Source organism: Streptomyces sp. NPDC047917 (genome assembly GCF_043204345.1).
Taxonomy (GTDB): Bacteria; Actinomycetota; Actinomycetes; order Streptomycetales; family Streptomycetaceae; genus Streptomyces; species Streptomyces sanglieri.
In genome coordinates this window covers 215,273-241,457 of sequence record NZ_JBIDCA010000007.1, presented here as the reverse complement: position 1 = coordinate 241,457, position 26,185 = coordinate 215,273, and the positions used below count along the sequence as shown (strand labels likewise).

Below are 26,185 nucleotides of genomic sequence, written 5' to 3'. Positions count from 1 at the left end.
CGGGAAGCCCCACCGCCCCGGCCGCCGCCTACGAGTGGCCGAGGTCCTCCGTGGGCGCGTCCGCCTCCGCCGGGACGGAGCCGGAGTCCCGGGCCGGCCGCAACCGGTACTCGTCCACCTGCATCGTGTCCAGCGCATGCGGCGCCGGCTTCGGCGGCTTCGGCATCACCGCCGCCTCCGAGTGCCCGCCGCACCCGTAGGACAGCGACACGACCCGCCCGTCCGCCGGACCGAACTCGTTCGCGCACACCCCGAACGCCTGCCGCAGCGAGCCCGCCAACGGCACCAGGAACGCGCAGGTCACACACGAGGCCGGAGCCGCCTGGGCCATCGGCGTCTTCGCGCCGAACTCCTCGTCCCACCGGTCGGCCGCCGCATGCAGCCCGTACCGGGACAGCACCCGCGCCCGCCGCATGCCGAGCTCGTCCGCGACCGCCGCGATCGAGCCCCGGCTCGTCGTCGCGGGGCGGGTCGTCAGCTCCGCGTCCTCCGCGTCGACGAGGTCGGCGATCTCCTGGGAGACCTCGGAGACCGCGGAGTTCGGCGGCGGCTCATCCTCACCGGTGTAGCCGGGCTCCAGACGGATGTCGTCCGCCTCGGTGGGCAGCAGATCGCCCGGTCCCATGTCGCCGGGGCGCAGCCGCTCGCTCCACGGCACCCACTCCGGGGCGAGGATCGCGTCGCTGCCGGGCAGCAGCACCGTTTCGTCGAGGGTGACGTTCTTCGCGCGGGAGGCCCGGGCGACCGTCACCGCCCAGCGCCAGCCCCGGTAGCCGGGCTCCTTGCACTCGAAGAAGTGCGTGACGACCCGGTCCCCCTCGGAGACCACGGCCACATGCTCACCGACGACCCCCGGCGCGGCTGCCTCCTCGGCCGCCGCGCGGGCCAGGTCTACCGCCTCGGCGCACAGACGGTCGGGAACAGGGGTACGGGCCGTACGGCTTCGCGTCGTCGCAGCACTCACAGGTCTCGCTTCTCTCCTACGCCAGTCTCACGAGCGCGCCAGCACATCCATCGATTTCGGCCATGACGGGTGGAGGCGGAGCGGACCTGAGGGCCGCGTCGACGTCCACACCCGTTACTGCCTGCCTCGGGCACACCTTCTGCAACCCATTCTGCGGGATCGCCGAGAGGCGCGCGGCCGAGAACAACCGCCGGTGGCGCGCTACGCACGCTACCCTCTCCGCCGCCCCCCGCCCACCTGCCCGTCCCAAACAACGCCGGATCCTGTGCCGAACAACGCCGGATCCGGTATCGAACAACCCCGGATCAGGTGGCGGACAACCCCGTGCCCGGCACCGTGTCACCCGCGAGAAACACCCGCCGGCGCCCGCGAGAAACACCCGCCCGAACCCGCGAGAAACGCCCGCCGGCGCCTGCGGGAAACACCCGCCCGAACCCGTGCCGAACAACGCCGGAACCCAGAGGGACGCCCGCGCCGCTCACAGAGAACGCCCGCCGGAACCCGCGTCCGGCCGCCGCCCCCGCCCCGTCCGGCCGGGGCGGATCGCTGACCCGACAGGGCCAAGCGCGCCGCGCCCCGTGCCGATGCCGGTTCGCCACCACCGCGGCTGGGGCACTATGACGAAGTGACTTCCGCCCGGTCGCACGAAGAGTCCGGCCCGCTCCGCAGGACGGGCCGGGCGGTCGGTCATGCCCTCCACAAGCCGTTCACCGGCACCGCGAAGGGCATCCGGAAGGCGACCCACGCACACGGCGCCGGGGAGTCCGGGCTCGGCAAACTGATCGAGCTGCATGCTGTGAACGGCGCGGGCGACGTGATGATCACGGTCGCCCTCGCCTCGACGGTCTTCTTCTCCGTACCGACGGACGAGGCCCGTGGCCGGGTCGCCCTCTACCTCGCCGTCACCATGGCCCCCTTCACGCTCCTGGCCCCCGTGATCGGCCCGCTCCTGGACCGGCTGCCGCACGGCCGCCGCGCGGCGATGGCCGGGGCGATGCTGGCCCGTGCGGTGCTGGCGCTCACCATGTCGGGCGCGGTCGCCACCGGCGGCCTGGAGCTGTATCCGGCCGCGCTGGGGGTCCTGGTCTGTTCGAAGGCGTACGGGGTGGTGCGCAGCGCCGTCGTACCGCGTCTGCTGCCGCCGCGCTTCTCCTTGGTGAAGGCGAATTCCCGGGTCACCCTGGCCGGGCTCCTGGCGACCGGGATCGCGGCCCCGATCGGGGCGGGGCTCCAGACCGTCGGGCCCGGCTGGCCGCTGTACGGCGCGTGCGTGATCTTCCTCGGCGGTACCGTGCTCGCCTTCACGCTGCCGCCCAAGGTCGACTCCGCGAAGGGCGAGCGGAAGGCCCAGCTGGTGCCGCCGCACGGCATGGCGGTCTCCCTGCGGGAGCCGGGGCGGACCGGCGGGCGGCCGGGCCGGGCGCGGCGCCGGGAGCGGAACGGCGAGAAGCGGCCAGGTCTGCGGTCCGTGGGCCCGTCCGTACTGAACGGGCTCCAGGCCAACTCCGCGCACCGCGCGCTCTCCGGCTTCCTGATCTTCTTCCTGGCGTTCCTGCTGCGCGAGCACCCGTTCGCCGGGCAGAGCGCCGCCGTCTCGCTCGGCATCGCCGGCGTCGCGGCCGGCCTGGGCAACGCGTCCGGTACGGCCGTCGGCTCCTGGCTGCGGGCCCGCGGCCCCGAGGCGATCGTCGTCGCCGTGCTGGCCCTGGCCCTGCTCGTCGCGGTGCTCGCCGCGCTCTTCTTCAGCACGGTCATGGTCGCCGCGCTCAGCGCCACCGCGGGTTTCACGCTGGCCCTGTCGAAGCTCTCGCTGGACGCGATGATCCAGCGCGACGTGCCCGAGGAGGTGCGCAGCTCGGCGTTCGCCCGGTCCGAGACCGTGCTCCAGATGGCCTGGGTGGTCGGCGGCGGCATCGGCATCGCCCTCCCCCTCAACGGCGTACTGGGCATGTCGGTCGCCGCGGGCATCCTCGCCCTCGGCGCCGCAACGTCCGTACGGGGTCTGCTGAGCGCGGCGCGCCACGGCTCGCCGCACCCCCGCGTGGCGTGAACCGGAGCGACCGATAGCCTTCGGCCCATGACCGTTGCGTTCTTCTCCGGTAAGGGCCGCCGAATCGGCGTCGCTCTTGGTGCCGTGTCCGCGGGACTCCTCGTCCTCTCCGCCTGCGACAAGCCGACGCCGCTCGCGACCGTAACGGTCGGCGGCAACTCGGTGAGCGCCGAGGCGTCCTGCTACAACGACGGCAAGGCCCTCGACAAGTCCGAGTACCAGAGCTGCCTCAACAAGAAGGCGGAGAAGTCCGTCGAGGTCGCGATGGACGACAAGGTCCGCTTCGGCGTCGACCCCGAGGTCGCGGACAACGGCTGGACCCTGTTCATCAACGGTCAGCAGGCCGAGCAGGAGCCGTACAAGAAGACCTACCGGTCCATCCCGGGCAGCGCCTTCTTCTCCAGCCAGACCGGCGAGACCACGAACAAGACGCAGATCAGCATCGTGGAGACCAAGGGCAAGGAGCTCGTCGGCATCTGGCACTTCGAGCTGAAGAAGACCTCCTGATCCCCTCCCCCTCCTGATCTCCTCCCCTCCTGACCTCGGAGGATTCGCCCCGTGCGTGTGCTCGTCGTGACCGCTGTCCCCGCGGAACGGGACGCGGTCACGCGTGTGTTCGGGGCCGTTCCCGAGGCGTCGGTCCGGCGCGTCCCGGGCGCGGAGATCCACCGCACGGGCGCGTTCGACGTCCTCGCGGGCGGCGCGGGGCCGGGCGCCTCGGCGGCCTCGGCGGCCTTCGGCCTGGCCTCGGACGACGGCTACGGCCTGGTGATCTCGGCCGGCATCGGCGGCGGGTTCGCCCCTGTCGCACCGGTCGGCTCCCTCGTGGTGGCCGACCGCATCGGCGCGGCGGACCTGGGTGCCGAGACCGCGGCGGGCTTCGTGCCGGTCACCGAACTCGGTTTCGGCCGCGCCTGGCACCTCCCGCCCCGGTCGCTGGTACGGGAGGCGGCCGCCGCCACCGGCGCGCTCACCGGTGACATCCTCACCGTCTCCACCGTGACCGGTTCCGCCGACCGCGCCGCCGCCCTGCTCGCCGCGCACCCCCGGGCCGCCGCCGAGTCCATGGAGGGCTTCGGGGTCGCGGAGGCCGCCGGGCTCGTCGGCCTGCCCGTCCTGGAGATCAGGGCGGTCTCGAACGCCGTGGGCCCGCGTGACCGGGACGCCTGGCGCATCGGCGACGCGCTGGCCGCGCTCACCGGGGCGTTCGGGAAGCTCGTACCCGTACTGGAAGGTTGGACCCACCATGACCGACACGACTCCTGACCCGTCGAACGATCTGCCGGACAGCCCGTCGGGCGCCCCGTCGGCCCCGCTGCGGATCGCGTTCTCGCCCTGCCCGAACGACACCTTCGTCTTCGACGCCTGGGCGCACGGAAGGGTCCCCGGCGCGCCCGCCCTCGATGTCACCTTCGCGGACATCGACATCACCAACGGCATGGCCGAGCGCGGTGAGCTCGACGTCCTCAAGGTCTCGTACGCGGTGCTGCCGTGGGTGCTCGACGAGTACGCGCTGCTGCCGTGCGGCGGGGCGCTGGGGCGGGGCTGCGGCCCGCTGGTCCTCACCAAGGAGGCGGGCACCGACCTGACGGGGAGGACCGTCGCCGTACCGAGCGAGCGCTCCACCGCGTACCTGCTGTTCCGCCTCTGGGCGGCCGAGGTGGTGCCGGGCGGGGTCGGCGAGATCGTCGTGATGCCGTTCGACGAGATCATGCCCGCCGTGCGCGACGGGAAGGTGGACGCCGGGCTCGTCATCCACGAGGCCCGGTTCACGTACCAGAACTACGGGCTGCACAACCTCGCGGACATGGGCCGGCACTGGGAGGAGACGACCGGGCTGCCGATCCCGCTCGGCGCGATCATCGCCAAGCGCTCGCTGGGCGAGGGCACGCTGAAGCTGCTCGCCGACTCGGTGCGCACCTCGGTGCGGATGGCCTGGGACGATCCGGAGACGTCCCGGCCCTACGTGCTGGCGCACGCCCAGGAGATGGACCCGGCCGTGGCCGACCAGCACATCGGGCTGTACGTCAACGAGTTCACCGCCGACCTGGGCGAGGACGGCTACGCGGCGATCCGCGGACTGCTGACCCGCGCGGCGGCCGAGGGACTGGTACCGCCCCTCGGCCCCGACGCGCTGTCGTTCGTCTGAGCCGCGCTCCTTCTGCCGGTTCTCAGACGTCGAGCTGGTCGGCGACCGCGCGCAGCAGGCCGCCGATCTTCTTGCCGGCCACCTTGTCGGGGTAGCGGCCGCGCTCCAGCATCGGCGTGATGTTCTCCAGCAGGGTGGTCAGGTCCTGCACGATGGACGCCAGCTCGTCCGGCTTGCGGCGCTGCGCGGCCGCGACGGAGGGGGTGGGGTCCAAGATCGCCACCGAGAGCGCCTGGTCACCTCGCTGACCTGCGACGACCCCGAACTCGACGCGTTGGCCGGGCTTGAGGGCGTCGACGCCGTCGGGGAGCACGGAGGAGTGCACGAAGACGTCGCCGCCGTCGTCGCGGGAGAGGAAGCCGAAGCCCTTCTCGCTGTTGAACCACTTGACCTTGCCAGTCGGCAAAGCACGCACCCCATCTCAACCCGTATGCAACCTGTATGCCGGAACCCGGAACAAAGCCTCAGCAGGTCAGGCTATCCAGTGGTGGTGCTCCCCTGCTGGCAGCAGCCTCCCCAGGGGGAGTACCCCTCGTCAAGCCTGGTCATCCGGACTCTGTCCGGAAACGGCGCTTGCTTTCCGAGCCGCTGGCCACGGGGTCGGCCGCGGGGCGGTTCGCCGCCGCCGGGAACTACCCTGGCCGGGTGAGTACTACACCTTCTGGCGCTGGTGACCGGCTGGTCCGGATCGGCGCGATCGTCTTCTTCCTCGGCGCACTGTCCACCCTGGTCACCATGGCGCCCCTCTTCCTCGGCACCCGCCCCCTGCCGTCCATCGCCTGGTCGCTGTGCATGCTGATGGGCGTCGGCTTCCTGATCGCCGCGGCGGGCGTGATCCGGTCGGTGCGCGCGGGGGCGGCGAAGCGGTGGCGCGGGCCGGACACCGGCCACACTCTTCCCTGAAGCAAACACGACAGTTCGCATCGACCGGCCGTCCGGCCGCCACCGCGCGAGGCGGCTGCAGGGCACGAAGAAGCCGGTTCGAGCTGCTCACTCGGCAGCGGGGCGCCGCCGCCGCGACACTCTCTCCCCACGCTGGGTATGTGGTCCAACACGTGTTTGGCCGGAAGTGCGTTGCCACTGCTACGCCCCCCCCTTGATACAGATGAAGATCCTGTCGCCAGTGGCGCACGTGCCGCCTGGCGCAGTTGACACGGCGTATCGACCGGGGGATGCGGGGGGACGGCATGACGGGGTGGGACATCAGGCCGAGCGGGGTGGAGTCCGTTCTGTCGCTGGTGGGGCTGGCGGCCGATGACCTGAGCAAGGGTGTCAGGGGCTACGGCACGAACGTGGAGGATGCCGCGCTGCACGCCGGCACGATCAGCGGGCCGTACTGCGGCGAGGCGCCCTCGGGCCCGGTGGGAGCCGCGGTGGCGAACTTCATCTCGGACACCCAGCAGCAGATCAGGTTCATGGCCGCCCGCACGAAGAAGTCGATGGACGGAACGGTCAAGGCCACCACCGAGTACATCGAGGGCGATCTGGCCATGGCCGCGCGCGCCCAGCACGAGGCGGCAAAGGCCCCGACCCCCGCCGAGATCAGGGCGGTCGGGCAGAAGCCCGGCCACCGGGGCGGGAAGTAACCGCCGTGATCGAACCGGGCGGGATTCCTCAGTACACCGGTGACTTCGGCCAGTTGGAGAAGGCCGCGTCCGGTCTCCGTACGCATGCGACGGGCATCCGGAGCGGCGGGAAGGACGTCCACTCCCGCTTCCAGGCGACGGCCGCGTACTACAAGGCACCCGAGGCAGAGCAACTGTTCTCCTCGACCCAGCCGGTCATGGACACGGCCGACGAATTCGCGGGGAGCGTCGAGTCGCTCGCCGACGCCCTGGACACGTTCATCTTCGAGGCCAAACCACACGCCGACCGGCTCAAGCAGCTGAGGCTGGACGCGATCGACTTCGTCGACAGCGTCAGGGGCGATGACGACTGGACCGAGGACAAGAACAAGACCGACAGGCACCAGGCGCTGATGGACGGCGTGGCCGCGGCGCGTGAGGGCTTCCAGGAAGCCGAACGCAACGCGGCCAACAAGATCAACAAGCTCAGTCCGGGCGCCTGTCGTCCTGCGTGGATCGTGGACGACGGCACCCATGGGCTCGGCATGTACGGCCAGAACGCCGACACGCTCAAGGGCATGAAGGACCTCCCGTGGGGCAGCCCGGAGGGGCGCACCTACGAGCGGTGGAGCCTGGAGTGGTGGGGGCACGGGGCCAAGAGCTGGGCGTGGGACGGCATAGCCAAGGACAGCATCTGGGGCGGCATCGACGGCCTGGGCACCCTGATCGGCTTCCACAGCGGCGAGGCCCGCGACCAGGCCTGGGACGGTCTGCGGCGCACCGCCGTCGGCGGTTACGCCTACGGCATGGACCTGTTCGGCCAGGGCGAGCACCTGTCCGGCTGGCAGCGCGACAGCAAGGCGTACGCGAAGGAGTTCGGCAAGCAGTTCATCGCGTACGACATGGCGAACGAGGACCCCGCCCGCGCCCACGCCGTGCTCTCCTTCAACATCCTCACCCTCGCCACCGGCCCGCTCGCCGCCGCCGCGAAGCTCGGCAAGGGCGGCACGATCGCGAAGGCCGCCGGCACCATGGCGAAGATCGGCGACGCCCTCGACCCCCTCTCCGGCACCTTCAAGGCCGCCAAGGCCCTCTCGGACCTGCCCAAGGTCTCCCAGGTCCTGGCCAACGTCAGCGACCACCTCCAGATCCCGAAGACCAGGTTCCCCGACGGCGCCCTCGACCTCAGCGACCGCTTCCGGGTCGACAAGGACGGCAACTTCATCCCGCTCGGCCGGGACGGCACCCCCGACCTGACCCCGGCCAGACATGAACCCTCCGCCGCCGAACGGGGCGCCGGCCGACCGCACGGCGATCGCGAACCGGTCGGCGTGGGAGGCCGCGCGCCCGGTGCGACCGCCCACGCGGGCGACGGACTGCCACCGCGCGGCAGACATGACTCGGGAAGCGCACCGCATGGACCGGGAGGCGAGGACGGCCATGCCGCTGCGAGGCAGCACGGCCCCAGGGATGGTCACGGCGCAGGAGCAGCCGAACATTCGGGCGGCGGCAGTCACTCGGGCGAAGCTGCGGATTCCAGCCATGGAGATGCTGCGCACGCGGACTCCCCAACGGCAGGTGGTGGCGGAGACGGTCCGGGGCACGCCGATGGCGATCACGGATCCGACTCCCCCTCCGGTTCCGGGCCCATGGAGTTGGGAGGTGAGGCCGAGCACCAATTCCGCGAAGCAATGCGCAAAATCCCCAATAACAATATAAAGCCCAAGGTTCTGGAGAAGATCGTCGCCCGAATGGGCGAGTACCCTCACGGTCGAGAAATCGCCGACATAATCACCTCCGGACATCTCTCGCAGACACACAAATTCAGAGACGTCGTATCCATGTTGGGATCCGGCGTTCGCGGCCAAGATCTTCGGGCCATGGATCAGATCCGGCTCGGCGACCAGTTCTACCGGAGCGGGCTGCGCGACATCGAATTCGAGATCAAGAACCAGGCCTTCAAGGCAGATCTGGACGTTCGGGTGACTGACGCGAACGGAGAAAGTTACGGATACCAGATGAAGCGGCTGGAAAACCCCAAGAATCCATTCGAATCAATTGCGAAGGCGGATCATCTGGGCCAGCTGTCGAAGTCGACTGCCGATCACAGGATCATGCTCGTGGACGGACAGGGGACCGTAGCCGAATGGCAGGCCAGAGGAATCCCCGATGAGCTGCTTCAGGTTCACCGAGGTGAACACGCCATCAAGAGCGGAAAGGGGCGTGGCATCCTGTTTGTCATCCGGCTCGAAGACGGGACGATCACGATCCCTCCGGGCGCCAAGGCCGACCCGCGAGGTGTCCTGTGATTACGACAAATCCTGTGGGTAGCTGGTCCTGGGAGACCAACGAAGGAAAACCGGGGCAAGACCTCGCGCTGCGTTGTGGCCGCACGGTCCTGCGGGCATGGGCAGCGATGCACACTCTCGGCATCGTCACCGAAAACGCGACAGCTGACGTCACCATGCGTGCCGAGGACGACCACTCCGTATTGCTCGCGCGCAAGCGAGTGCGCGCAGCCCTGGCCGATGCAGCGGACGACAGCGAGCTCTTCGCCGCCTTGAGGTCGGCAGACCTGGAGCGGGTCGGCGTGGTGGAGGTCAACCTGACCATGCCCGGCACCTGCATGCGCAACGGGGAAGCCCACCGGGTCGAGAAACTCTTCGTGATGTCGGTCGAAGAATGGGCAAGCGGCGCTGGAACCGTGACACTTGACACCTACGGTGATGCCTGGATGTCTCACGATCTGCGCGGCCATCAGCAGCCGGACGTTCAGAAGGAGAATGCTCCACGCCTCAAGGCTGCACTTGCCGCGATTACGCGGATGCTCGGAGTTGAGATCGTTGCCTCGGACTTCACCTCCTACGGAATCCCGACCGAGGACGGGTTCGAAGACCTTCCGGACGAAGACCCTGACATTCTGGACTCCTGGTATATGGCGGAAATTCCACGTCGGACCGAGTGGCTCCAGTCACTTCTGCCGCCGAACTCACCTCGCTTTGCAACGGAGACCGATTCGCCGGTCAGCTTCGCCGAAGTGGCTAGAGACGGGCGCACAGTCGGCTATCTCTGGGCAGCAGAGGATGGCATTGCGGCGGGGTTTGAGCCTCGTACGCCGGCCGGTGATGCGGCAATCGACGCCGGACAGGATTGGCTGATGCGTCTCAGCGAGGCGAAGCAGCGTGGGCTGACATCTGTCCAAGCGGTGCGTGAATTGGCGTCCTGGCCCGGCAGCGCTCGTTCCGGAACTGTTGTGCCCGGGTCTCAACAAGAGGCCTCCTCCCTGGAGGACTTGCAGGACCTCTCAGGACGCGAGTGATGTTCCGGCACTTGAAACAAGAAGCCCGGACCGCTCACGAGGGCAAACCGCCTTCCCTGCCTCCCGGATCCGGCTGCCTGGAGCGCACATGACCCAGGACGTCATAGCCCTCACCCCGCAGATGCCGGACACGAGGACGCTGCTGGCCGGGCTCCTCGCCGGCGGTCCCGATCTGCTCGTGAATCGGGCGGGCGACGGGTCCGTCGCTCAGCTGTGCACGGCCGCCGGGCAGGCGTTGGTGTCGGTCGAAGCGCCCCGGTACGTCCAAGTCCCGGGTGAGGCAGCCAGGTTGCTCGGGCCGGACGTCGACGCGGAGTCGCCCGTGTGGTGGACCGAGGCGCGGGCGACCAGTGCCGTGGAGGATGCCGCGCGGCTGGCCGGGTCCGTCGCCGGGCGGCTGGTCGCCATGCACGGGGGCGACGTCTGGCCGCGCGAGGCCGGTCACACCGATGTCGTGACCGATCTCGCCGACGCTGTCACGGAGGTGGCCCCCATCGGTGTCGATCTACTCACCGACGAGGCCGCCATCGTCATCCAAGGCCGCCCCGTGGTCGCTGCCACGACCTGGCTGACCGACGTGGTGCGCAACGCGGCTCGCACCGAACGCGAACTGCAGATCGTCACCCCGCCCGGCACCCGGCTCACCTTCCCCGCCCGCACGCTGCTGGACGGGCTGCCCTCCCGCTGGGTCATGAGCGACCCCGAGTGCGGTTACTACGACGGCCTCTCCGGAGCCGTACTGCGCTGGCACGAGGGGCGATTCACCCACGCCACCGGCGACAGACCCCAGGTCGCGAACGCCTTCCGGCCCCGCCCCGGCACCGAGGGCGAACGGCAACTGCTGCTCTCCATCCGTACGGTCCACCCCGCCGACGAGCATCTCGTCCTGGGCGGCGCCCTGGAACAGGCCTGGCGCACACTCACCGGAGCCCCGCCCGCCGGATGGGCCACCTCCGAGCCCGTCAGCGCCCCTTGGTCGCCACGACAGTTGACCGACCTGGCCCGCACCCGTGCCCAGCAGTCCCTGCCCACCTGGGCCGTCGCGATCGGCTCCCCCGACCGCCCGGCGATCGCCACCGTACGCACCGCCCGCACCCGTCTCGGCGTCGAGGAGCACATCACGCTGGCCGTCGGCTACCGCGCCGATCAGCACGCTCCGGTGGACGCCATGCCCGAGCTGGCCGAATCCCTGGCCGCCAGGCACAACCTCGCCACGATGATCGGCCAACTGCGCACCGCACGCGCGGATCTGACCACCCCCGCCCACCACGAGCCGCCCCCGGTGCCGCTCTCCTTCACCCTCGGCCCCGACGCCGTAGCCGACCTCGGCCTCGACCACGCCGGCCGGGCCCTCCCCGACACCGCACCCGTCCGAATCGGCCCGGCCACCCGGCCTGCCCTCCACTACACGCTCGGCGACGGCACCGACCCCGCCGCGTGGCAGCGCCTGCGGCAGATCAACGGCCACTTGGCAGCCGGCAGCAGTGGTGCCTGACCCCGGCCAGAACGTGCGGCCGGGGATCAGCCCTCGCGGTGGCCCTGCTTGAGGGTGCGCACGAGGGCGGACCACGCGGCGGGGGTGGTGCGGAGTATCGCTCCGGTGGGGTCGGCGGACTCGGTGAGGGCGACCGCGCCGGGGGCGAGTGCGGCCACGTGCACGCAGGAATTGCCCTGGGCGCAGTACGACGACTTCTGCCATGCGGGGGAGAGCATCTCGGTTTCCTTCACAGGTCGCGGATGACGTTGTGGATGAAGCTCCTGGAACTGCTGTGGTCCAGCGCGGTTGCTTCCATGCGGCCGAGCAGTACGCGGTACTTCTCCAACTCGGCCTCGGCGTCGAGGAAGACAGGACCGTGGGACTGGTCCAGATTCACGGTGTCGAGCTGCGGCACCGGACCCAGGAAGTAGTAGATCGACTGGCCGGACCCGGCAAAGGTCCCTGCGGAGAAGGGGATCACCTGAAGAGTGATGTGGTCCCGTTCGCCCATGTCGAGGAGATGTTGAAGCTGCTTACGGGTCACTTCCGAGCCGCCGAACCGCATGCGCAGAGCGGCCTCGTGAATGACGGCCTGGTGAGGTGTCGGTGATTCCCCGAAGAGGACGGCCTGTCGCTTGATGCGGAACGAGATGCGGTGCTCGATGCCGGGAGGCGACAACTCCGGTACGTCCTGGCGGAAGACCTCGCGCGCGTACTCCGCGGTCTGGAGAAGACCGGGGATGTGAACGGTCACGGCTGTCCGCAGCCGACGGGCGTGGTGTTCGATCTCCGCAAGGTCCAGGAGTGGGGCGGGAAGGATCTCCCGGTACTCCTGCCACCAGCCGCGCGTGCGGTCGTTGGTCATGTGCCCGAGCGCGGCGACGATGTCCTGGTCGGCGCACTCGTAGTGGCAGGCCAGAGCGCGCACGCGCTCAGGGCTCACGCCGATGCGTCCCGCCTCCATGTTGCTGATCTGATTCTGCTTGACGCCCAGGAGTTGACCGGCCTGGGTAGCGGTGATGCCTGCGCGCTCGCGGAGTTTGCGCAGCTCGGAGCCAAAACGGAGTTGGCGACCCGTCGGGTTGGTTCTCACGGGCTTGCTCGCCTCCTTGAGCGGCTTGTCACCCACAAGGGTGCCAGTTTATGGATTCACCGAGATTCGGTTAACACGTTAACCGCGAATCGCTACCTTGGGTCTCAGGCCACCCGCCCGGAAGTACCCCGCTCGACGGAGCGGCCTCGTCACCGGGCAGCAGGAAATCCGCGATCCAACTCCTCCCCGTGAACGGAGACTTCCATGGTCGCTTCCACGGTATCCCCGCCCTGGGCATACACCCTCCAACTCCCGCAGGATCCCCGTGCCCCCGGCGTCGCCCGCGCCACCCTCCGCAACGTCCTGCGCGTGCACGGCATGCCCGAACTCACCGAGACCGCCGAGCTGCTGGCGAGCGAACTGGTCACCAACGCCTACCTGTACTCCTCGGGGCCGTACTCGCTCCGGCTGCGCGATGCCGGGCGCAGCCGCGTACGGATGAGCGTGTGGGACAGCGATCCGCACATCCCGGCACCGTTCCGGTGGGGCGGCCCCCAGGCGCCGGAGGAACTGGCCGAACGCGGGCGCGGGCTGTATCTCGTCACGCTCTACGCGGAGTCCTGGGGTGCGTACCCCATGCGCGGCGGCGGGCTGCCCGGGCAGGGCGGGAAGCTGCTCTGGGTGGAGTGCGCGGCGAAGGTGTAGCGGAGGCTCGGGCGGTCCGGCGCCGCGGCCGCTGTGTCAGGGGCAGTTCATGGTGGTGGCGACCTTGGTCAGGACGGCGCGCTTGATCGCCGCGTACTGGGCGTCCGTGCCCGAGGCGTACACGTGCACGTACCGGCTCCCGGGGCCTTCGGCGCACATCAGAGCCGTGACGGCGTCGCGGTCGTAGCGGAGGGCCTCGGCCGTCAGGTGCAGGGGTCTGCCCGCCGACACCGGCACTTCGGCCCGCACGCCGGTCGGCGAGAAGGCGTCCACGGTCGCCCTGTCACGCAGGACGACCGCCGAGAAGAGTCCCAGGTCGAGCTCGTCCTCGCCGTCCTGGAGCACCGAGCACCTGCTGATCGGGGCGTCATCGAACGCACCGAGCCGGGTCACCTCGCCGCCGGCCCATTTCCGTACGGTCGCGGCGTCCGCCACGCCGCAGGGCGGCTCCCCCGCGGCAGGGCGTACCGGCTTCAGCGCGGGCCAGTCGAAGCTCTTGGGGACAGGGAAGGGCTTGCCGCCGCACTCGGCGATCCGGGCGTTGCCGACGGCGAGCAGGGTCCTGGCGGCGAGGTCCGCGGCGGCGCGCGGGTCCGCCTTCGCGCCGGGGACGTCGACGTTCACCAGCTTGCTCGGGCACTGCGGGAGATGGAGCCAGCCGTCCACCCGGTCGCCGTTCGTCTTGATCATCCCGGGCAGGTCGTGGGGCAGCGGAATCCTGCCGAGGTCCCACCACAGATGCGACTTGAGAGGGGTCTTCATCACGGTGGTGCTGAGCTGCCAGTCGCCCCTGCGCACCGTGCACTCCGGGTCGCCCCAGTGGTCCTTGCCCTCCGTGACCTTCCACGAGCCGTCGCCCGGCGGGGCCGCCTCCGTCAGGACCGATCGGTCGACGGAACCCCAGCACACGCGGTCCGGCAGGCGGCTCCAGGGCCACTTGTCGCCCACCGTGGCCCAGCCGGCGACGAGCAGCGTGGCCACCCCCAGCGCGACGGCCACCCAAAGGCGCCTGGTCCGGACGAGGTTGATGCCGGTGTGCGCCGAGCGTTCGGATTCCCCCATGGCCACCGAACCTAAGGCTTGATCCGCCGTCACACCAACCGCGTCCCCGGCCCCGTGGCCGTACGCCGGGCACCGCGGGCGCACTTCGCTGAGGCCGCCCGTCGTCCCGCGCCCGGTGCCGTGGCTCGAACCGAGCCGCATGGTCCAAGAACCCGACTACGTTCGGGAGCTCCGGAATCGGCCTCCCCCGGAACCGACCAGGCACAAGCAGCCGGAACAAAGGAGTACTCGGGCATGCGCCCCGTCCCCACCTGCATTCTCAGCAACGGCGAAGCCCCTCAGGTCCTGCATGGCCATGCCCTCGACGCGTACGTCCAGATCGGGTCTCTGACCAAGGCGCTCACCGGAACCGCACTGGCCCGGCTGGCTGCCGCGGACGTGCTCCGTCCCGATGACCTGCTGGAGCGGTTCCTGCCCGTTCCTCGGGGCACCGGCATCACCTTGGAGCACCTCGCCCAGCACACCTCGGGGCTGCCGCGGCTCCCGCCGCGGGTGAAACGGCGGGATCCGTACGCCGCGTTCGACGACGCCGCGCTGCTCGCCGTGCTCCAGGGGCTGGACGCCCTCGCCACCGCTGCCCCGGGGCGTACGGAGGAGTACTCCAACCTCGGGTACGCCGTTCTCGGGGCTGCGCTGGCTTCCGCCGCGGGTATGCCCTACCAGGAGCTTCTGGACCGTTATGTCCTTGCCCCTCTGGACATCACCGAGGTGACAAGCGCTCCGCCGCCGGACAGACGGCTCTGCGGCCGCGGCCGGTTCGGCCGCCCGCGCCGTCCCTGGACCATGACCGGCGCCATCCTCCCCGCCGGCGGGCTCTGGGCCACCCCGCGGGCCACCGCCGATCTGGTGACCGCGCTCCTCATCGACCGGAAGCTGGGGGAGCCCGCCCTGTCCTGGCAGCGAGCCGGCACCCTGCTCTGGCACAACGGCGCCACCGGCGACGCCTCGGTCTTCGCCGGGGCCGTGCCGGACGGCAGATGGGTGCTGGTCCACCGCCTCACCGGACGGGCCGACCGCACCGACGAGCTGGGCATCGAACTCCTGCGGCGGGCCACGCCCGGCAACCCGGCCGGCAGCGGGACCTGAGCCGCCGGAGAAGCGCTACCCCCTGTACTCCTCGTACTGCGCCAGCCACGCCGGGAACTCCGTCAGCGACGACAGGACGACGTCCGCGCCCGCCGCCCGGAGTTCCGCCGCGTCGCACGGGCCCGTGGTGACCGTCACCGACAGGGCGCCGGCCGTGCGGGCGCCGCGTACGTCGCCGGTGTGGTCGCCGACGTAGATGTGGGCGCCGTGCTCACGCAGGGCGTGGCCCTTCGCCTCGGCCCACAGGCCACCGATGACCGCGTCGGGGTCGATGCCGAGGTGGGTCAGGTGGAGTTCCGCGTTGGGGTGGTACTTCGCGGTGACGACGATGGCGCGGCCGCCGCGCTTCCGGATCGCCGCCATCGACTCCCGTGCGCCCGGCAGCGCCGGACTCGGGGTGATGGCGTGTGTGGGATAGATCTCCCGGTAGCGGTCGGCGGTGGCCGCCACCGCGTCGGCCGGGAACCAGTTCCGCAGCTCCTCCTCGACCGGCGGGCCGAGCCTGCTCACCACCAGGTCGGCATCGATCGGCGTCCCGGTTTCGGCGGAGAGCGCCTGGTAGGCGGCCTTGATTCCGGGGCGGGAGTCGATGAGCGTCATGTCGAGGTCGAAGCCGACCGTCAGGGGGTGCGAGGGCATGAGGTCCATTGTCGTCGGGTGGGCGCAGGGTCCGTCCCCGGTGCGGCCTTCGGGTCCGAAACGGCGGTGCTTAGACTTAGCCAAGCCTTACCTTTGCATTGTTATTCGCCATTTGATGTTCTCCGCCTTTTGATTGGGTCCGATGTCAGCCGCCGCACCACGCCGCTCCAGACGCGCACTCGCGACGGCGGCGGCCGTCGTGGCGCTGCTCGTGGCGGTACTCCTCAGCCTGGCCGTGGGGGCCCGTTCCATACCCCCGTCCGAGGTGTTCGACGTGCTGCTGCACGGCGGGCACTCCGACAACGCCGAAGTCATCCGGAACATGCGCGTGCCGCGCACCCTGATCGGGCTGATGGTCGGCGCCGCGCTGGCCATCGCGGGCACGGTGCTCCAGGGCATCACCCGTAACCCCATCGCCGACCCCGGAATCCTCGGCATCAGCCAGGGCGCCTCGGTGGGTGTGGTGCTGGCCATCGCGTTCGCCGGGGTGCACAGCCTGACGGGGTACGTGTGGTTCGGCTTCGCGGGGGCGGCGATCGCCTCCGTCGCCGTGTACGCGATCGCGTCGAGCGGGCGTGGCGGCGCCACCCCGGTGAAACTCGCGCTGGGCGGTGCCGCGATCAACGCGCTGCTGGTCTCGGTGGTCTCGGCGGTGCTGACGACCAGGGCGTCCGCGCTGGACGAGTTCCGGTTCTGGCAGGTCGGCTCGATCGCGGGGCGCGAGGCCGATGTGGCGCAGCAGATCTGGCCGTTCCTGCTGCTGGGGGTCGTTCTGGTGCTGTCCGTCGCCCGCGGGCTCGACGCGCTGGCGCTCGGCGAGGACGTCGCGAAGGGGCTCGGGCAGAACGTCGCGACGGTCCGGGTCGTCGGCGGTGTCGGTGCCACGGTACTGACCGGTGTCGGTGTCGCGGCGGCCGGGCCGATCGCGTTCATCGGGCTCGCCGTACCGCACATCGCCCGCGCGGTCGTCGGCTCCGACCACCGCTGGGTGCTGCCGATGGCGGCCCTCATCGGGCCCGTGATGCTGCTGGTGTCCGATGTGATCGGCCGGATCGTGTTCCCGCCGAGCGAGGTCCCGGCGGGTGTGATGACAGCGCTGATCGGGGTGCCGTTCCTGGTCGCCCTCGTACGCCGGAAGGCGGTGCCCGCATGAGCGCCGGTACGAAGGTCCGGGTGCGGCCCGCCGGGTATCGGGTCGTACGGATCGGGGCGCGCGGGCGGTTCCTGCTGCACCGGCGGGCTGCCCTGGTCGCCGCCGCCCTCGTCGTGCTGCTGGCCGCCGTCTGTGTCGCGTACCTCTGCGTCGGCGAGAGCTTCGTCGCGCCCGGCGAGGTCGTGAAGGTGGTGCTGGGTCAGCCGTCCCCGGACGAACTGGTCGTGGGCACGCTGCGGCTGCCCCGGATGACGGTGGGGCTGCTGGTCGGCGCCGCCTTCGGGATCGCCGGTGCGCTGATCCAGACCGTCGCCCGCAATCCGCTCGCCAGTCCCGACATCATCGGCATCAGCCAGGGCGCGAGCGCGCTCACGGTCGGCGCGATGACCTTCGGCATCACCTCGTACACCGTGCTGCCCTACCTCTCGGTGATCGGCGGGGTGGCCGCGGCGGCGCTCGTGTACGTCTTCGCCTGGCGGGGCGGGCTGCACGCCACCCGTTTCGTCCTCATCGGCATCGGCTTCGCCATCGCGCTGCGCTCGGTCACCACGCTGTTCCTGACGAAGGGCGACTACCTGGTCGCCCAGCAGGCGCACATCTGGATGACCGGCTCGCTCAACGGCCGCGGCTGGTCCGAGGCCGCGCCGATCGGCTGGACGCTGCTGATCCTGCTGCCCGCCGTGCTGTGGGCGGCCCGCGCCCAGCGCACCGTATCGCTGGACGACGACACCGCGACCGCGCTCGGGGTGCGGCTGGGCCGGGTGCGGCTGGGTCTGGTCGCGCTCGGCGTGGTCCTGGCGTCCGTGGCGACGGGCACGGCCGGTCCGGTCGACTTCGTGGCGCTGCTCGCCCCGCAGATCGCCCGCCGGATGACCCGGACCGCGCAGATCCCGCTGCTCTCCTCGGCGCTGCTCGGCGCGGTGATCGTGGTGTTCGCGGATCTGCTGGCGCGCAGGCTCTTCTCCCCCACCGAACTGCCGGTGGGCGTACTGACGGCGGCGGTCGGCGCCCCGTATCTGATCTGGCTGATCATCCGCGGTCAGGGCGGCGGTCGCGGCCGTAGTGGAGGCACAGCATGAGTTCGACCCCGACGTCCGGCAGCACGGAGACGGCCGCGGAGGCCGCCACGGCGGAGACCGCCACGGCGAAGGCTGCGGGTACCGGCCGGCTCACCGCACGGGAGCTGACACTCGCGTACGAGGACCGCACCGTCGTCGACTCGCTGGACCTCGACATCCCGGACGGCCGGGTCACGGTCATCGTCGGCCCGAACGCCTGCGGCAAGTCGACCACCCTGCGCGCGCTCGGCCGGCTGCTCAAGCCGCGCGGCGGGGCGGTCCTCCTCGACGGCACCGAGCTGTCGAAGATCCCCACCCGCAGGATCGCCCAGTCGATCGGGCTGCTGCCGCAGACCCCGGTGGCCCCCGAGGCGATCACCGTCGGCGACCTCGTCGCCCGCGGGCGCCAGCCGCACCAGCACTGGTGGCAGCAGTGGTCGGACGAGGACGAGCGGGCGGTGACCGACGCGATGGAGCGTACGGATGTCACCGCGCTCGGCGACCGGTCCGTGGACGAGCTGTCCGGCGGTCAGCGCCAGCGGGTCTGGATCGCGATGGCGCTCGCCCAGGAGACCGACCTGCTGCTGCTCGACGAGCCGACCACGTACCTCGACATCGCCCACCAGGTGGAGGTCCTGGACCTGGTGCGCCGGCTCACCGCCCCGGCGGCGGACGGCACCCGCGGCCGGACCGTCGTCACCGTGCTCCACGACCTCAACCAGGCCGCCCGGTACGCGGACCACCTGGTCGCCATGAAGGCCGGCCGGATCGTCGCCGAGGGCCGCCCCGACGACATCGTCACGGCCGATCTCGTACGCGAGGTCTTCGGCCTGGAGGCGGTGATCGTCCCGGATCCGGTGACGGGTTCGCCGCTCGTCGTGCCGGGTGCGCCGTGGCAGGCCGGACCGGCCTCGTGAGCCCGCGCACCGGCCCCGGGCACCCCGGCGCACGTACCCGCTCCTGACTCCTGGTTCCTGACTCCCGACCCTTACGAAAGGCACCCGATGGCCTCCTCCGTCCGCCGTCCCGTCCGCCGCCGCACCCTCGCTCTCGGCGCCCTCTCCCTGGCCGGCGCGCTCACCCTCTCCGCCTGCGGATTCTCGGAGTCCGGCGGGAGCGCCAGCGGCTCCTCCGACTCCGACTCCGGAGAAGCGAAGACTCACACCGTCAAAACGGCCATGGGCGACGTCGAGGTCCCCGTGCACCCCCAGCGCGTCGTGGTGCTGGACACGGGAGAGCTGGACTCCGCGCTGACCCTCGGGGTGCAGCCGGTCGGCGGGACGCACTCGGCGTCGGAGGACAGCTTCCCCTCGTACCTGCCGGCGAGCCGGACGAAGAGCATCAAGCAGGTCGGCGAGATCGCCAACCCCAACCTGGAGACCGTCGCCTCGCTGAAGCCGGACCTGATCCTCACCAGCAAGGTGCGGGACGGCGACCGCTACGAGCAGCTGAAGGCGATCGCCCCCACCGTGATGACGGAGTCCACCGGATCGGCCTGGAAGGAGAACTTCCAGCTGCACGCGGAGGCGCTCGGCAAGCAGGCCGAGGCGAAGAAGGTCGTCGCCGACTACGACGCCCGTGTCGCGAAGGTGACCGAGGCGATCGGCGGCAAGGAGAAGGCCGCCGCCACCGAGGTCAACTTCGTCCGCTTCGTCGAGGGTGCCGACATCCGCATCTACGGCAAGCAGAACTACATCGGCTCGATCCTCGCCGACCTGGGCATGGGCCGCCCCGCGATCACCGACAAGGCCAAGGACGGCTTCTCGTACGACGTGTCGCCCGAGAAGATCGACCTCGCGGACGCGGACGTCGTCTTCACGTCGACGTACGGCGACCCGGCGAAGGCGGGCACGACCAAGACGATGAACAGCGGCCTGTGGAAGGGCCTGAAGGCGTCCAAGAACGGCAAGGTCTTCAAGGTCGACGACCGGCTGTGGATCGCGGGCATCGGCTACACCGCCGCGGACAAGATCCTCGACGAGTTCCAGGCGAAGATGACGGGCTGAGCAGCCGGCCGAGCCGGGGACGGGGTCCGGGGGCGGGGTCCGGGGGCGGGGTCAGGGGGCGGGGTCAGGGGGCGGGAGCGGGGGGCGGGAGCGGGAGCGGTCGGCCCGCTCCGGACGGGGCACGGGCGACGACCGGTCCGTGCCCGGCGGCAAACGGCCCGGCGCCCGGTCCTCAGCCGCACGGCCGACGGCCAACAGCCCGGCACCCGGTCCTCGGGCGCACAGCGACGGCGAACGGCCCGGACGGGCTGCGGGCAACGACCGGCCGCACCCGACACCCGGTCCCCAGACACACCGCCCACAACCAACAGCCCGGCCCGGACGCCAGACACACGGCCCACGACCAACAGCCCGGCACCCGGTCCTCGGACGCACGGCGACGGCGAACGGCCCGGACGGGCTGCGGGCAACGACCGGCCGCACCCGACACCCGGTCCCCAGGCGCACCGCCCACAGCCAACAGCCCGGCCCGGACGCCAGACACACGGCCGACGGCCAACAGCCCGGCACCCGGTCCTCGGACGCACGGCGACGGCGAACGGCCCGGCGCCCGTCAGGCGTCAGGTGCGTGGCCTCCGTGACCGCCACACCAGGTAGAGCGCGGAGGCGACGGCCGCCCCCCGCACCACCCACGGCCACATCTCGCCGATCGCGTCGCCCAGGTGACCGGTCCCGATGGGCTCGCCCCAGCGGCCTTCGGTCCTGCCCCACAGCCAGACCAGGGCGCCCGCCGCGACCACGCCCGGCAGGCCCATCGCGGCCCACTTCGCTTCCGCGCGGGACATCGTGCGCGAGCTGTACGCGAGGAGCCAGCCACCCCCCAGGGCCAGCCAGGAACCCGTCACCACACCCGCCACCAGCAGCAGGGCGGCGAGCAGCAGCAGCGGGTGGGAGAAGCCGTGGCCGCCCGCACCGCGCTCGCGCGGCGCGCGGCGGCGCAGTCCTGGAAGCCGGCGCCGCCTGGGCGCCTCCTCCTCGTCCTCCTCCGGGGCGGCGTCCTCGGCCCCGTCCCCGTCACCGTCCGCCGGTCCGTTCTCCGCCCTGCGCGGGCGCGGCACCGCCTCCCGGGACGGGGGCGGCTGCATCATGTCCGGAATCTCGACACCGCCGACGAACCCCGGTACGTCGACCCCCTCGCCGAACGGCCCCGGCTCGACCCGCCACCAGTCGGGCTCGCTCCCGGACGGGCCCAGCTCGTCCGTACCGGCCATGTGCGGCGGCGACGGCACCCGGCCACCGCCCCGTGCCCCGGGCACGCCGGACACCTCGGGCGCATCGGGGGCACCGGGGGCGCCCGGTGCACCGGGGCCGGGCTCCTGCGGCCGCGACGCGCCCTTGCCGGAACCGTCTTTCCGGCCGTCCTTGCGGAGCATCCCCTTGCGCGGGCGCGGAATGCCCCGCCCCTCCTCCGGCGCGGGCTCCGGCCGCGCCGCGAGCTCCACCGTGCCGTCGCCCGCCGCGGCCGCGGCGGCCACCAGTTCGTCCGGTTCGCCGAGCCTCCCGATGATGCGGCGGACCGCCGCCGGGCTGTCCCCGGACTGCTTTCCGCGCTGCCGGTCGATCTCGCCCCGGAGCGTCGAGACCAGCCTCATCCGGGCGGCCGAGGACAGCTGTTGCTGCTGTGCCAGGTCCCCGACCCGGCTCAGATAGTCGTAGACCAGCTGGTCGCTCTCGATCCCCACGCGATCGTTCCCCTCTACCGCCCTGCACCGACGGTAGCGCCCTCGGGCCTGTCCGGAGCGACTACCGTGGGACGGATGGGGATGACCACACCACCGCGGACGCTCGCCGAAGCTCTCCGGGCCCGGGACGACGAGTCGTTGGCCGGGCTGCTGCGCGCCCGCCCCGATCTCCTCAACCCGGTGCCGGGTGACATCACCCAGCTCGCGACGAGGGCCGGCACCCGTGCCTCGGTCGTACGCGCGCTGGAGCACCTGGACCGGTTCGCGCTGCAGACCGCCGAGGCGCTCGCGGTGGCCACCGACCCCGCCCCGTACGAGACGCTGCTCGGGCTGCTCACCGGCGACGGCCGGGACGACGGCGAGCACCGTGACGACGCGGGCGCGGCGATCTCCGACGCGCTGCCCGGCGCCCTGGCCACGCTGCGCGAGCAGGCCCTCGTCTGGGGCGAGGACGAGCGGCTGCGGCTGGTGCGCACGGCGCGCGAGATCCTCGCGCCGTCCCCGCAGCACGCCTCCCCCACCGGTCTCGGGCCGACCGTCGCCGAGGCGACCTCCGGCATGTCCCCGGGCCGCCTCCAGGAGATCCTGGCCGCGGCCGGGCTGCCCGCCACCCACGACCCGGTCTCCGCCGTGACCGCCCTGGCCGCTCTCTTCACCGACCGGACCAGGATGGGCGAGCTGCTGGACTCCGCCCCGGCCGAGGCCCTGTCCGTGCTGGACCGGCTGGTCTGGGGGCCGCCGTACGGGGAGGTGACCCCGAACCCCACCCCGCCGGTGAAGTGGCTGCGCGACCACGGGCTGCTGCTGCCGGTGTCGACCCGCACCGTGGTGCTGCCCCGCGAGGCCGCCCTGCACCTGCGGGCGGGCCGCGCCCACCGCGTGCCGGAGCCGCGGCCGCCGGCCGTGGAAGCGGTCGCCGTCCGCGATCCACAGGCTGTGGACAGCGCGGCGGCCGGTCAGGCGCTGCTGGCCGTGAACACCGTCGAGGAGCTGCTGAAGAGCTGGAACGGCGGCGGGCCCCCGATACTGCGGGCCGGCGGGCTCAGTGTCCGCGAGCTGAAGAGGACCGCCACCGCCCTGGAGGTCCCCGAGCCGGTCGCCGCGTTCTGGGCCGAACTCGCCTTCGCTGCCGGGCTGCTGGCCTCCGACGGCGAGGCCGACGAGCGGTACGCGCCGACGCCCGCGTACGACGACTGGGCCGAACTCCCCGCGCAGGACCGCTGGGCGCACCTCGCCACCGCCTGGCTCGCCGCGACCCGCATTTCGGGCCTCGTCGGCGGCCAGGACGCCAAGGGCCGGGCCCTGTCCGCGCTGGGCCCCGAGCTCGACCGCTCCGCCGCCCCGGAGGTGCGCCACCGGGTCCTCGCCCTGCTCGCCGCCCTGGAGCCCGGCACCGCCGCCGACCCGGAGACCGTCCTCGCCCGGCTGCGCTGGGAGCGTCCCCTGCGCGGCGCCTCCGTCTCCGCCGGGGACACCACCGATCTGCGGTCCCGGATCGCCCTGTGGACGCTCAACGAGTCCGAACTGCTCGGCATCACCGGCCGCGGCGCACTCGCCACGCACACCCGCGCCCTGCTCGGCGCCGGACCGGCCGAGGCCGCCGCGCTGCTCGCGCCGCTCATCCCGGAGCCGCTGGACCACGTCCTGCTCCAGGCCGACCTCACGGCCGTCGCCCCCGGCCCGCTGGAGCGCCCGCTGGCGGACATGCTCTCCGCCCTCGCGGACATCGAGTCGAAGGGCGGCGCGACGGTCTACCGCTTCACCCCCGGCTCGGTGCGCCGCGCCCTGGACGCCGGGCAGTCCGCGACCGATCTGCACGCCTTCCTCGCCGCGCACAGCCGCACGCCCGTCCCGCAGCCGCTCAGCTACCTCATCGACGACGTGGCCCGCCGCCACGGTCATCTGCGGATCGGCGCCGCCTCCTCGTACGTGCGCTGCGACGACGAGGCCGTGCTGAACGAGATCCTGGCCGACAAGCGCTCGGTCACCCTGCGGCTGCGCCGTCTCGCGCCGACCGCCCTGGCCGCCCAGGTCGACCCGGCGTCCCTGCTCGAAGGGCTGCGCGAGATGGGTTACGCCCCGGCCGCCGAGTCCGCCGAGGGCGACGTCCTGATCACCCGCGCGGGCGCCCGCCGCACCCCGCCCCGCACCGCCCCCGTCCCCGTGCCCGAGGGCCCTCCGGTGCCGGACGCCACCCTGCTCGGCGCGGCGGTACGGGCGATCCGCGCCGGGGACACGGCCGCCACGGTGGTCCGCAAGGACGCCCCGGAGGCCCCCGGCGCCCCTGCGGCCGCGCCCGGCTCGCTGCCCCGTACGACCTCCGCCGAGACCCTCGCCACCGTGCAGGCCGCCGCGATGACCGGCTCGGCGCTCTGGATCGGCTACGTGAACGCGGACGGCGCCGCCAGCCAGCGGGTCATCGCCCCGGTCCGGGTCGAGGGCGGCTTCGTCACGGCGTACGACCACACGGCGGACGAGGTCCGCACGTATCCGCTGCACCGCATCACGGGCGTCGCGGAACTGGCGGACGACGCGACGGCGTGAGGACGGGACACGTCAGCGACCGGCCCGCAGCAGAGACGGCCGGCGGCCCCCTCCGGCCCTACCGGCTCGGTCCGGAGTCTTCCAGGGGCAGGCCATGGCCACGCTGGAGACCCGGCGCCTCCTGCGCAAGCTTCGCTGCGGCACCACCCGCGTCACCCACCTCGTGCAGGCAGTCCTCACCCTTCACCTCGACCCGGCCCGAAGCGGTAAGCGGTAAGCAGTAAGCAGTAAGCAGTAAGCAGTAAGCGATCATCCGGTGCGTGGGGCGACGTATTTCGCGAGACAGCCCGCAGGGCCGCGCTGAACAATGCCCGGGTGGACTTCGTGATCGACACCCCCCAGGTGGAGGACGCCCCAGCCCTCGCCCATGTCCTGCTGGCGGCCTGGCTACTGACGTACCCCAACCGGGACGCGGGGATCGACGAGGCATGGATCCGGGCGCAACGCGGCAACGTGGTCACCAACGAGGGCATTGCCCAGTGGCGGGAGTTCATCGAGGAGGTCGAGCGCCGGCCCGCGCACCGCTTCTGCCATGTCGTGCGCCAGGGGGACGAGATCGTCGGCTTCCTGTGCGGGCGCCGGGATGAAGAGGTCAGTCTCGGGCCCATGTACCTGCTGCCCCAGGTGCAGGGCCGAAGCATTGGGCGCCGCTTGATGGCGGCATTCCTCACCTGGGCCGACGACGCACCCATCCGCCTGTGGGTCACGGCCTACAACAAGCGGGCCATCACCTTCTACCAGCACTACGGGTTCACATACACAGGTGAGCGGCACATGTGGCGGGACAAGTTGCCGAACCTCCGCATGGCCCGGACCGGCGCCGCAGAACAACGGGAGGGCCGGCCCTGATCAGCCTCACTCCGGCACCTGGGCACGCGAGGCGACCGGCATCTCCCGCCCCATCGGCCGCCGCCGAACGTGGCAGTGCGTGCGAACCGGGGGCGGGCCGGGCGGCCGCAGGGCAAACTCTGACGTGTTCACGACGCTGGAGGGGGATGTCATGCGGCGCACCGAAGCGGCAAAACAGCTGGGGGGATTCGTCCGCGAGCACCGTACGGACGGGGGCAGACGGCTGAGGCAGGCCGGCATCATGCTCGTCGTCGGAGCGGTGGGCATGGCTTTCGGGGTGCCCGTGACCGTCGCGTCGATCGGCACCACCCACGGGGCTCCGCAGCTGGCCGGGCTGCTGCTCGGCGTCGGGCTGGCGGGGCTGGGGCTGGGCATCTGGCGGCTGATCCAGGGGTTCCGTACCCGTGAGCAGTGCTTCGACGTCCACGAACGGGGGCTCACCCACCGCGTGGCGGGCACCGCCACTCTGATCCCGTGGCAGGACATCGCGTCCGTCGGCGCGCGCGGCGAGGACGGCCGGCCACTGGCCGAGGCCCGCGGGATGGGCTTCACCTGCAACATCGTTCTGACCGATGGACGCAGGATCCGCATCGACACCTTCACCGAGGACGCCCAGCAACTGGCGGTGACCGCCCACTGCGCCGTACACCTGGGACAGTTCCCTGAAGGACGCGGCCGCCGCCGGACGGACTGACCGCCGGACGGGCCGACTACCGCAGGGACCGACCGCCGAAGGGGCCGACTACCGGAGGCACCGACCGACGGACCGTCCGCCGGCCCGGAACGGTGGCCCAGGACGCCAACGCCAACACCCCCACCGAACCCGTGCCCGACAACACACGCG

At 71.8% G+C, this 26,185-nt stretch carries 26 protein-coding genes; 19 read left to right on the top strand and 7 right to left on the bottom strand.

Translation table 11 applies throughout. The features are described 5' to 3' along the window. Positions 1–28: 28 nt before the first annotated feature. Complete coding sequence (locus tag ACGF8B_RS18905; RefSeq protein WP_392739695.1) at positions 29–964, bottom strand: DUF3027 domain-containing protein; 936 nt, start codon at positions 962–964, stop codon at positions 29–31. A gap of 625 nt (positions 965–1,589) precedes the next feature. Here ACGF8B_RS18905 and ACGF8B_RS18900 point away from each other — a divergent pair. The 4 genes from ACGF8B_RS18900 to ACGF8B_RS18885 are packed head-to-tail and all read left to right on the top strand — an operon-like array spanning position 1,590 to position 5,163. After that, positions 1,590–3,014, top strand: coding sequence for an MFS transporter (locus ACGF8B_RS18900; RefSeq protein ID WP_392739693.1), 1,425 nt, complete (start codon positions 1,590–1,592; stop codon positions 3,012–3,014). Positions 3,015–3,041: 27 nt separating this feature from the next. Further along, a complete protein-coding gene (locus ACGF8B_RS18895) occupies positions 3,042–3,521 on the top strand; it encodes a DUF2771 domain-containing protein (protein ID WP_124717161.1) in 480 nt (159 codons plus the stop codon). Between the two features lie 51 nt (positions 3,522–3,572). Beyond that, positions 3,573–4,280, top strand: a complete 708-nt coding sequence (locus ACGF8B_RS18890) for a futalosine hydrolase (protein ID WP_392739690.1) — start codon at positions 3,573–3,575, stop codon at positions 4,278–4,280. Further along, on the top strand, positions 4,261–5,163 hold the full coding sequence (locus ACGF8B_RS18885) for a 1,4-dihydroxy-6-naphthoate synthase (RefSeq protein ID WP_392739688.1): 903 nt from the start codon (positions 4,261–4,263) through the stop codon (positions 5,161–5,163). Before ACGF8B_RS18890 ends, ACGF8B_RS18885 begins: the two co-directional genes overlap by 20 nt. A gap of 22 nt (positions 5,164–5,185) precedes the next feature. Here the strand turns inward: ACGF8B_RS18885 and ACGF8B_RS18880 are convergent, their stop codons facing one another. After that, entirely contained in the window at positions 5,186–5,569 is a 384-nt protein-coding gene (locus ACGF8B_RS18880; protein WP_392739686.1) for a cold-shock protein, read from the bottom strand. Between the two features lie 239 nt (positions 5,570–5,808). On the opposite strand from ACGF8B_RS18880, the gene ACGF8B_RS18875 reads away from it, so the two are divergent. The 5 genes from ACGF8B_RS18875 (at position 5,809) to ACGF8B_RS18855 (ending at position 11,542) form a co-directional block, all read left to right on the top strand. Next, positions 5,809–6,066 carry a hypothetical protein gene (locus ACGF8B_RS18875; RefSeq protein WP_392739684.1) on the top strand — a complete coding sequence of 86 codons (258 nt, stop codon included), beginning with the start codon at positions 5,809–5,811 and terminating at the stop codon, positions 6,064–6,066. Between the two features lie 284 nt (positions 6,067–6,350). Then, positions 6,351–6,749, top strand: coding sequence for a DUF6507 family protein (locus ACGF8B_RS18870; protein WP_392739682.1), 399 nt, complete (start codon positions 6,351–6,353; stop codon positions 6,747–6,749). A 5-nt stretch (positions 6,750–6,754) separates the two neighbouring features. After that, the gene (locus ACGF8B_RS18865) at positions 6,755–9,037 is read left to right on the top strand and encodes a hypothetical protein (RefSeq protein WP_392739680.1); all 2,283 of its coding nucleotides are present in this window, start codon (positions 6,755–6,757) and stop codon (positions 9,035–9,037) included. 14 nt (positions 9,038–9,051) lie between these two features. Further along, a complete protein-coding gene (locus ACGF8B_RS18860; RefSeq protein ID WP_392739678.1) occupies positions 9,052–10,047 on the top strand; it encodes a hypothetical protein in 996 nt (331 codons plus the stop codon). Positions 10,048–10,135: 88 nt separating this feature from the next. Continuing rightward, positions 10,136–11,542: a DUF6177 family protein gene (locus ACGF8B_RS18855; RefSeq protein ID WP_392739676.1), complete on the top strand. Its 1,407-nt coding sequence runs from the start codon at positions 10,136–10,138 to the stop codon at positions 11,540–11,542. Between the two features lie 26 nt (positions 11,543–11,568). Here ACGF8B_RS18855 and ACGF8B_RS18850 read toward each other — a convergent pair whose 3' ends face one another. Continuing rightward, a complete protein-coding gene (locus ACGF8B_RS18850) occupies positions 11,569–11,760 on the bottom strand; it encodes a DUF397 domain-containing protein (RefSeq protein WP_392739674.1) in 192 nt (63 codons plus the stop codon). A gap of 11 nt (positions 11,761–11,771) precedes the next feature. Then, a complete protein-coding gene (locus ACGF8B_RS18845; protein ID WP_392739672.1) occupies positions 11,772–12,617 on the bottom strand; it encodes a helix-turn-helix domain-containing protein in 846 nt (281 codons plus the stop codon). A gap of 204 nt (positions 12,618–12,821) precedes the next feature. Between ACGF8B_RS18845 and ACGF8B_RS18840 the strand changes: the two genes are divergently transcribed. Further along, the gene (locus ACGF8B_RS18840) at positions 12,822–13,262 is read left to right on the top strand and encodes an ATP-binding protein (protein ID WP_392739671.1); all 441 of its coding nucleotides are present in this window, start codon (positions 12,822–12,824) and stop codon (positions 13,260–13,262) included. Positions 13,263–13,298: 36 nt separating this feature from the next. On the opposite strand, the gene ACGF8B_RS18835 is transcribed toward ACGF8B_RS18840, so the two are convergent. Beyond that, positions 13,299–14,324, bottom strand: a complete 1,026-nt coding sequence (locus ACGF8B_RS18835; RefSeq protein ID WP_392739669.1) for a hypothetical protein — start codon at positions 14,322–14,324, stop codon at positions 13,299–13,301. Positions 14,325–14,558: 234 nt separating this feature from the next. On the opposite strand from ACGF8B_RS18835, the gene ACGF8B_RS18830 reads away from it, so the two are divergent. After that, positions 14,559–15,410, top strand: coding sequence for a serine hydrolase domain-containing protein (locus ACGF8B_RS18830; RefSeq protein ID WP_392739667.1), 852 nt, complete (start codon positions 14,559–14,561; stop codon positions 15,408–15,410). Between the two features lie 15 nt (positions 15,411–15,425). Here ACGF8B_RS18830 and ACGF8B_RS18825 read toward each other — a convergent pair whose 3' ends face one another. Continuing rightward, positions 15,426–16,058: an HAD family hydrolase gene (locus tag ACGF8B_RS18825; protein WP_392739665.1), complete on the bottom strand. Its 633-nt coding sequence runs from the start codon at positions 16,056–16,058 to the stop codon at positions 15,426–15,428. A gap of 133 nt (positions 16,059–16,191) precedes the next feature. On the opposite strand from ACGF8B_RS18825, the gene ACGF8B_RS18820 reads away from it, so the two are divergent. The 4 genes from ACGF8B_RS18820 to ACGF8B_RS18805 all read left to right on the top strand — a co-directional run bounded on the left by ACGF8B_RS18820 (position 16,192) and on the right by ACGF8B_RS18805 (position 20,266). Next, positions 16,192–17,202 carry an iron ABC transporter permease gene (locus ACGF8B_RS18820; RefSeq protein ID WP_342286939.1) on the top strand — a complete coding sequence of 337 codons (1,011 nt, stop codon included), beginning with the start codon at positions 16,192–16,194 and terminating at the stop codon, positions 17,200–17,202. Further along, positions 17,199–18,281, top strand: a complete 1,083-nt coding sequence (locus tag ACGF8B_RS18815; protein WP_392739663.1) for a FecCD family ABC transporter permease — start codon at positions 17,199–17,201, stop codon at positions 18,279–18,281. Before ACGF8B_RS18820 ends, ACGF8B_RS18815 begins: the two co-directional genes overlap by 4 nt. Further along, on the top strand, positions 18,278–19,177 hold the full coding sequence (locus ACGF8B_RS18810; RefSeq protein ID WP_392739661.1) for an ABC transporter ATP-binding protein: 900 nt from the start codon (positions 18,278–18,280) through the stop codon (positions 19,175–19,177). Before ACGF8B_RS18815 ends, ACGF8B_RS18810 begins: the two co-directional genes overlap by 4 nt. Positions 19,178–19,264: 87 nt before the next feature. Beyond that, positions 19,265–20,266 (top strand): ABC transporter substrate-binding protein, encoded by a 1,002-nt coding sequence (locus ACGF8B_RS18805; RefSeq protein ID WP_392739659.1) that lies wholly within the window; start codon positions 19,265–19,267, stop codon positions 20,264–20,266. Between the two features lie 560 nt (positions 20,267–20,826). Here the strand turns inward: ACGF8B_RS18805 and ACGF8B_RS18800 are convergent. After that, complete coding sequence (locus ACGF8B_RS18800; protein ID WP_392739657.1) at positions 20,827–21,948, bottom strand: hypothetical protein; 1,122 nt, start codon at positions 21,946–21,948, stop codon at positions 20,827–20,829. A gap of 75 nt (positions 21,949–22,023) precedes the next feature. Between ACGF8B_RS18800 and ACGF8B_RS18795 the strand changes: the two genes are divergently transcribed. The 4 genes from ACGF8B_RS18795 to ACGF8B_RS18780 all read left to right on the top strand — a co-directional run bounded on the left by ACGF8B_RS18795 (position 22,024) and on the right by ACGF8B_RS18780 (position 26,035). Further along, entirely contained in the window at positions 22,024–24,492 is a 2,469-nt protein-coding gene (locus tag ACGF8B_RS18795) for a helicase C-terminal domain-containing protein (RefSeq protein WP_392739656.1), read from the top strand. A 94-nt stretch (positions 24,493–24,586) separates the two neighbouring features. After that, positions 24,587–24,709, top strand: coding sequence for a hypothetical protein (locus ACGF8B_RS18790; protein ID WP_392739654.1), 123 nt, complete (start codon positions 24,587–24,589; stop codon positions 24,707–24,709). A gap of 98 nt (positions 24,710–24,807) precedes the next feature. Next, positions 24,808–25,341, top strand: a complete 534-nt coding sequence (locus ACGF8B_RS18785) for a GNAT family N-acetyltransferase (RefSeq protein ID WP_392739652.1) — start codon at positions 24,808–24,810, stop codon at positions 25,339–25,341. A 151-nt stretch (positions 25,342–25,492) separates the two neighbouring features. Next, positions 25,493–26,035 carry a hypothetical protein gene (locus ACGF8B_RS18780; protein WP_392739650.1) on the top strand — a complete coding sequence of 181 codons (543 nt, stop codon included), beginning with the start codon at positions 25,493–25,495 and terminating at the stop codon, positions 26,033–26,035. Positions 26,036–26,185 lie beyond the last annotated feature (150 nt).

Coding starts and splice junctions, on each gene's coding strand:
- ACGF8B_RS18895 (WP_124717161.1), top strand. CDS start 3,042: ATGACCGTTGCGTTCTTCTCCGGTAAGGGCCGCCGAATCGGCGTCGCT.
- ACGF8B_RS18885 (WP_392739688.1), top strand. CDS start 4,261: ATGACCGACACGACTCCTGACCCGTCGAACGATCTGCCGGACAGCCCG.
- ACGF8B_RS18870 (WP_392739682.1), top strand. CDS start 6,351: ATGACGGGGTGGGACATCAGGCCGAGCGGGGTGGAGTCCGTTCTGTCG.
- ACGF8B_RS18855 (WP_392739676.1), top strand. CDS start 10,136: ATGACCCAGGACGTCATAGCCCTCACCCCGCAGATGCCGGACACGAGG.
- ACGF8B_RS18850 (WP_392739674.1), bottom strand. CDS start 11,760: ATGCTCTCCCCCGCATGGCAGAAGTCGTCGTACTGCGCCCAGGGCAAT.
- ACGF8B_RS18840 (WP_392739671.1), top strand. CDS start 12,822: ATGGTCGCTTCCACGGTATCCCCGCCCTGGGCATACACCCTCCAACTC.
- ACGF8B_RS18835 (WP_392739669.1), bottom strand. CDS start 14,324: ATGGGGGAATCCGAACGCTCGGCGCACACCGGCATCAACCTCGTCCGG.
- ACGF8B_RS18830 (WP_392739667.1), top strand. CDS start 14,559: ATGCGCCCCGTCCCCACCTGCATTCTCAGCAACGGCGAAGCCCCTCAG.
- ACGF8B_RS18825 (WP_392739665.1), bottom strand. CDS start 16,058: ATGGACCTCATGCCCTCGCACCCCCTGACGGTCGGCTTCGACCTCGAC.
- ACGF8B_RS18820 (WP_342286939.1), top strand. CDS start 16,192: ATGTCAGCCGCCGCACCACGCCGCTCCAGACGCGCACTCGCGACGGCG.
- ACGF8B_RS18815 (WP_392739663.1), top strand. CDS start 17,199: ATGAGCGCCGGTACGAAGGTCCGGGTGCGGCCCGCCGGGTATCGGGTC.
- ACGF8B_RS18810 (WP_392739661.1), top strand. CDS start 18,278: ATGAGTTCGACCCCGACGTCCGGCAGCACGGAGACGGCCGCGGAGGCC.
- ACGF8B_RS18805 (WP_392739659.1), top strand. CDS start 19,265: ATGGCCTCCTCCGTCCGCCGTCCCGTCCGCCGCCGCACCCTCGCTCTC.
- ACGF8B_RS18795 (WP_392739656.1), top strand. CDS start 22,024: ATGGGGATGACCACACCACCGCGGACGCTCGCCGAAGCTCTCCGGGCC.
- ACGF8B_RS18790 (WP_392739654.1), top strand. CDS start 24,587: ATGGCCACGCTGGAGACCCGGCGCCTCCTGCGCAAGCTTCGCTGCGGC.
- ACGF8B_RS18780 (WP_392739650.1), top strand. CDS start 25,493: ATGCGGCGCACCGAAGCGGCAAAACAGCTGGGGGGATTCGTCCGCGAG.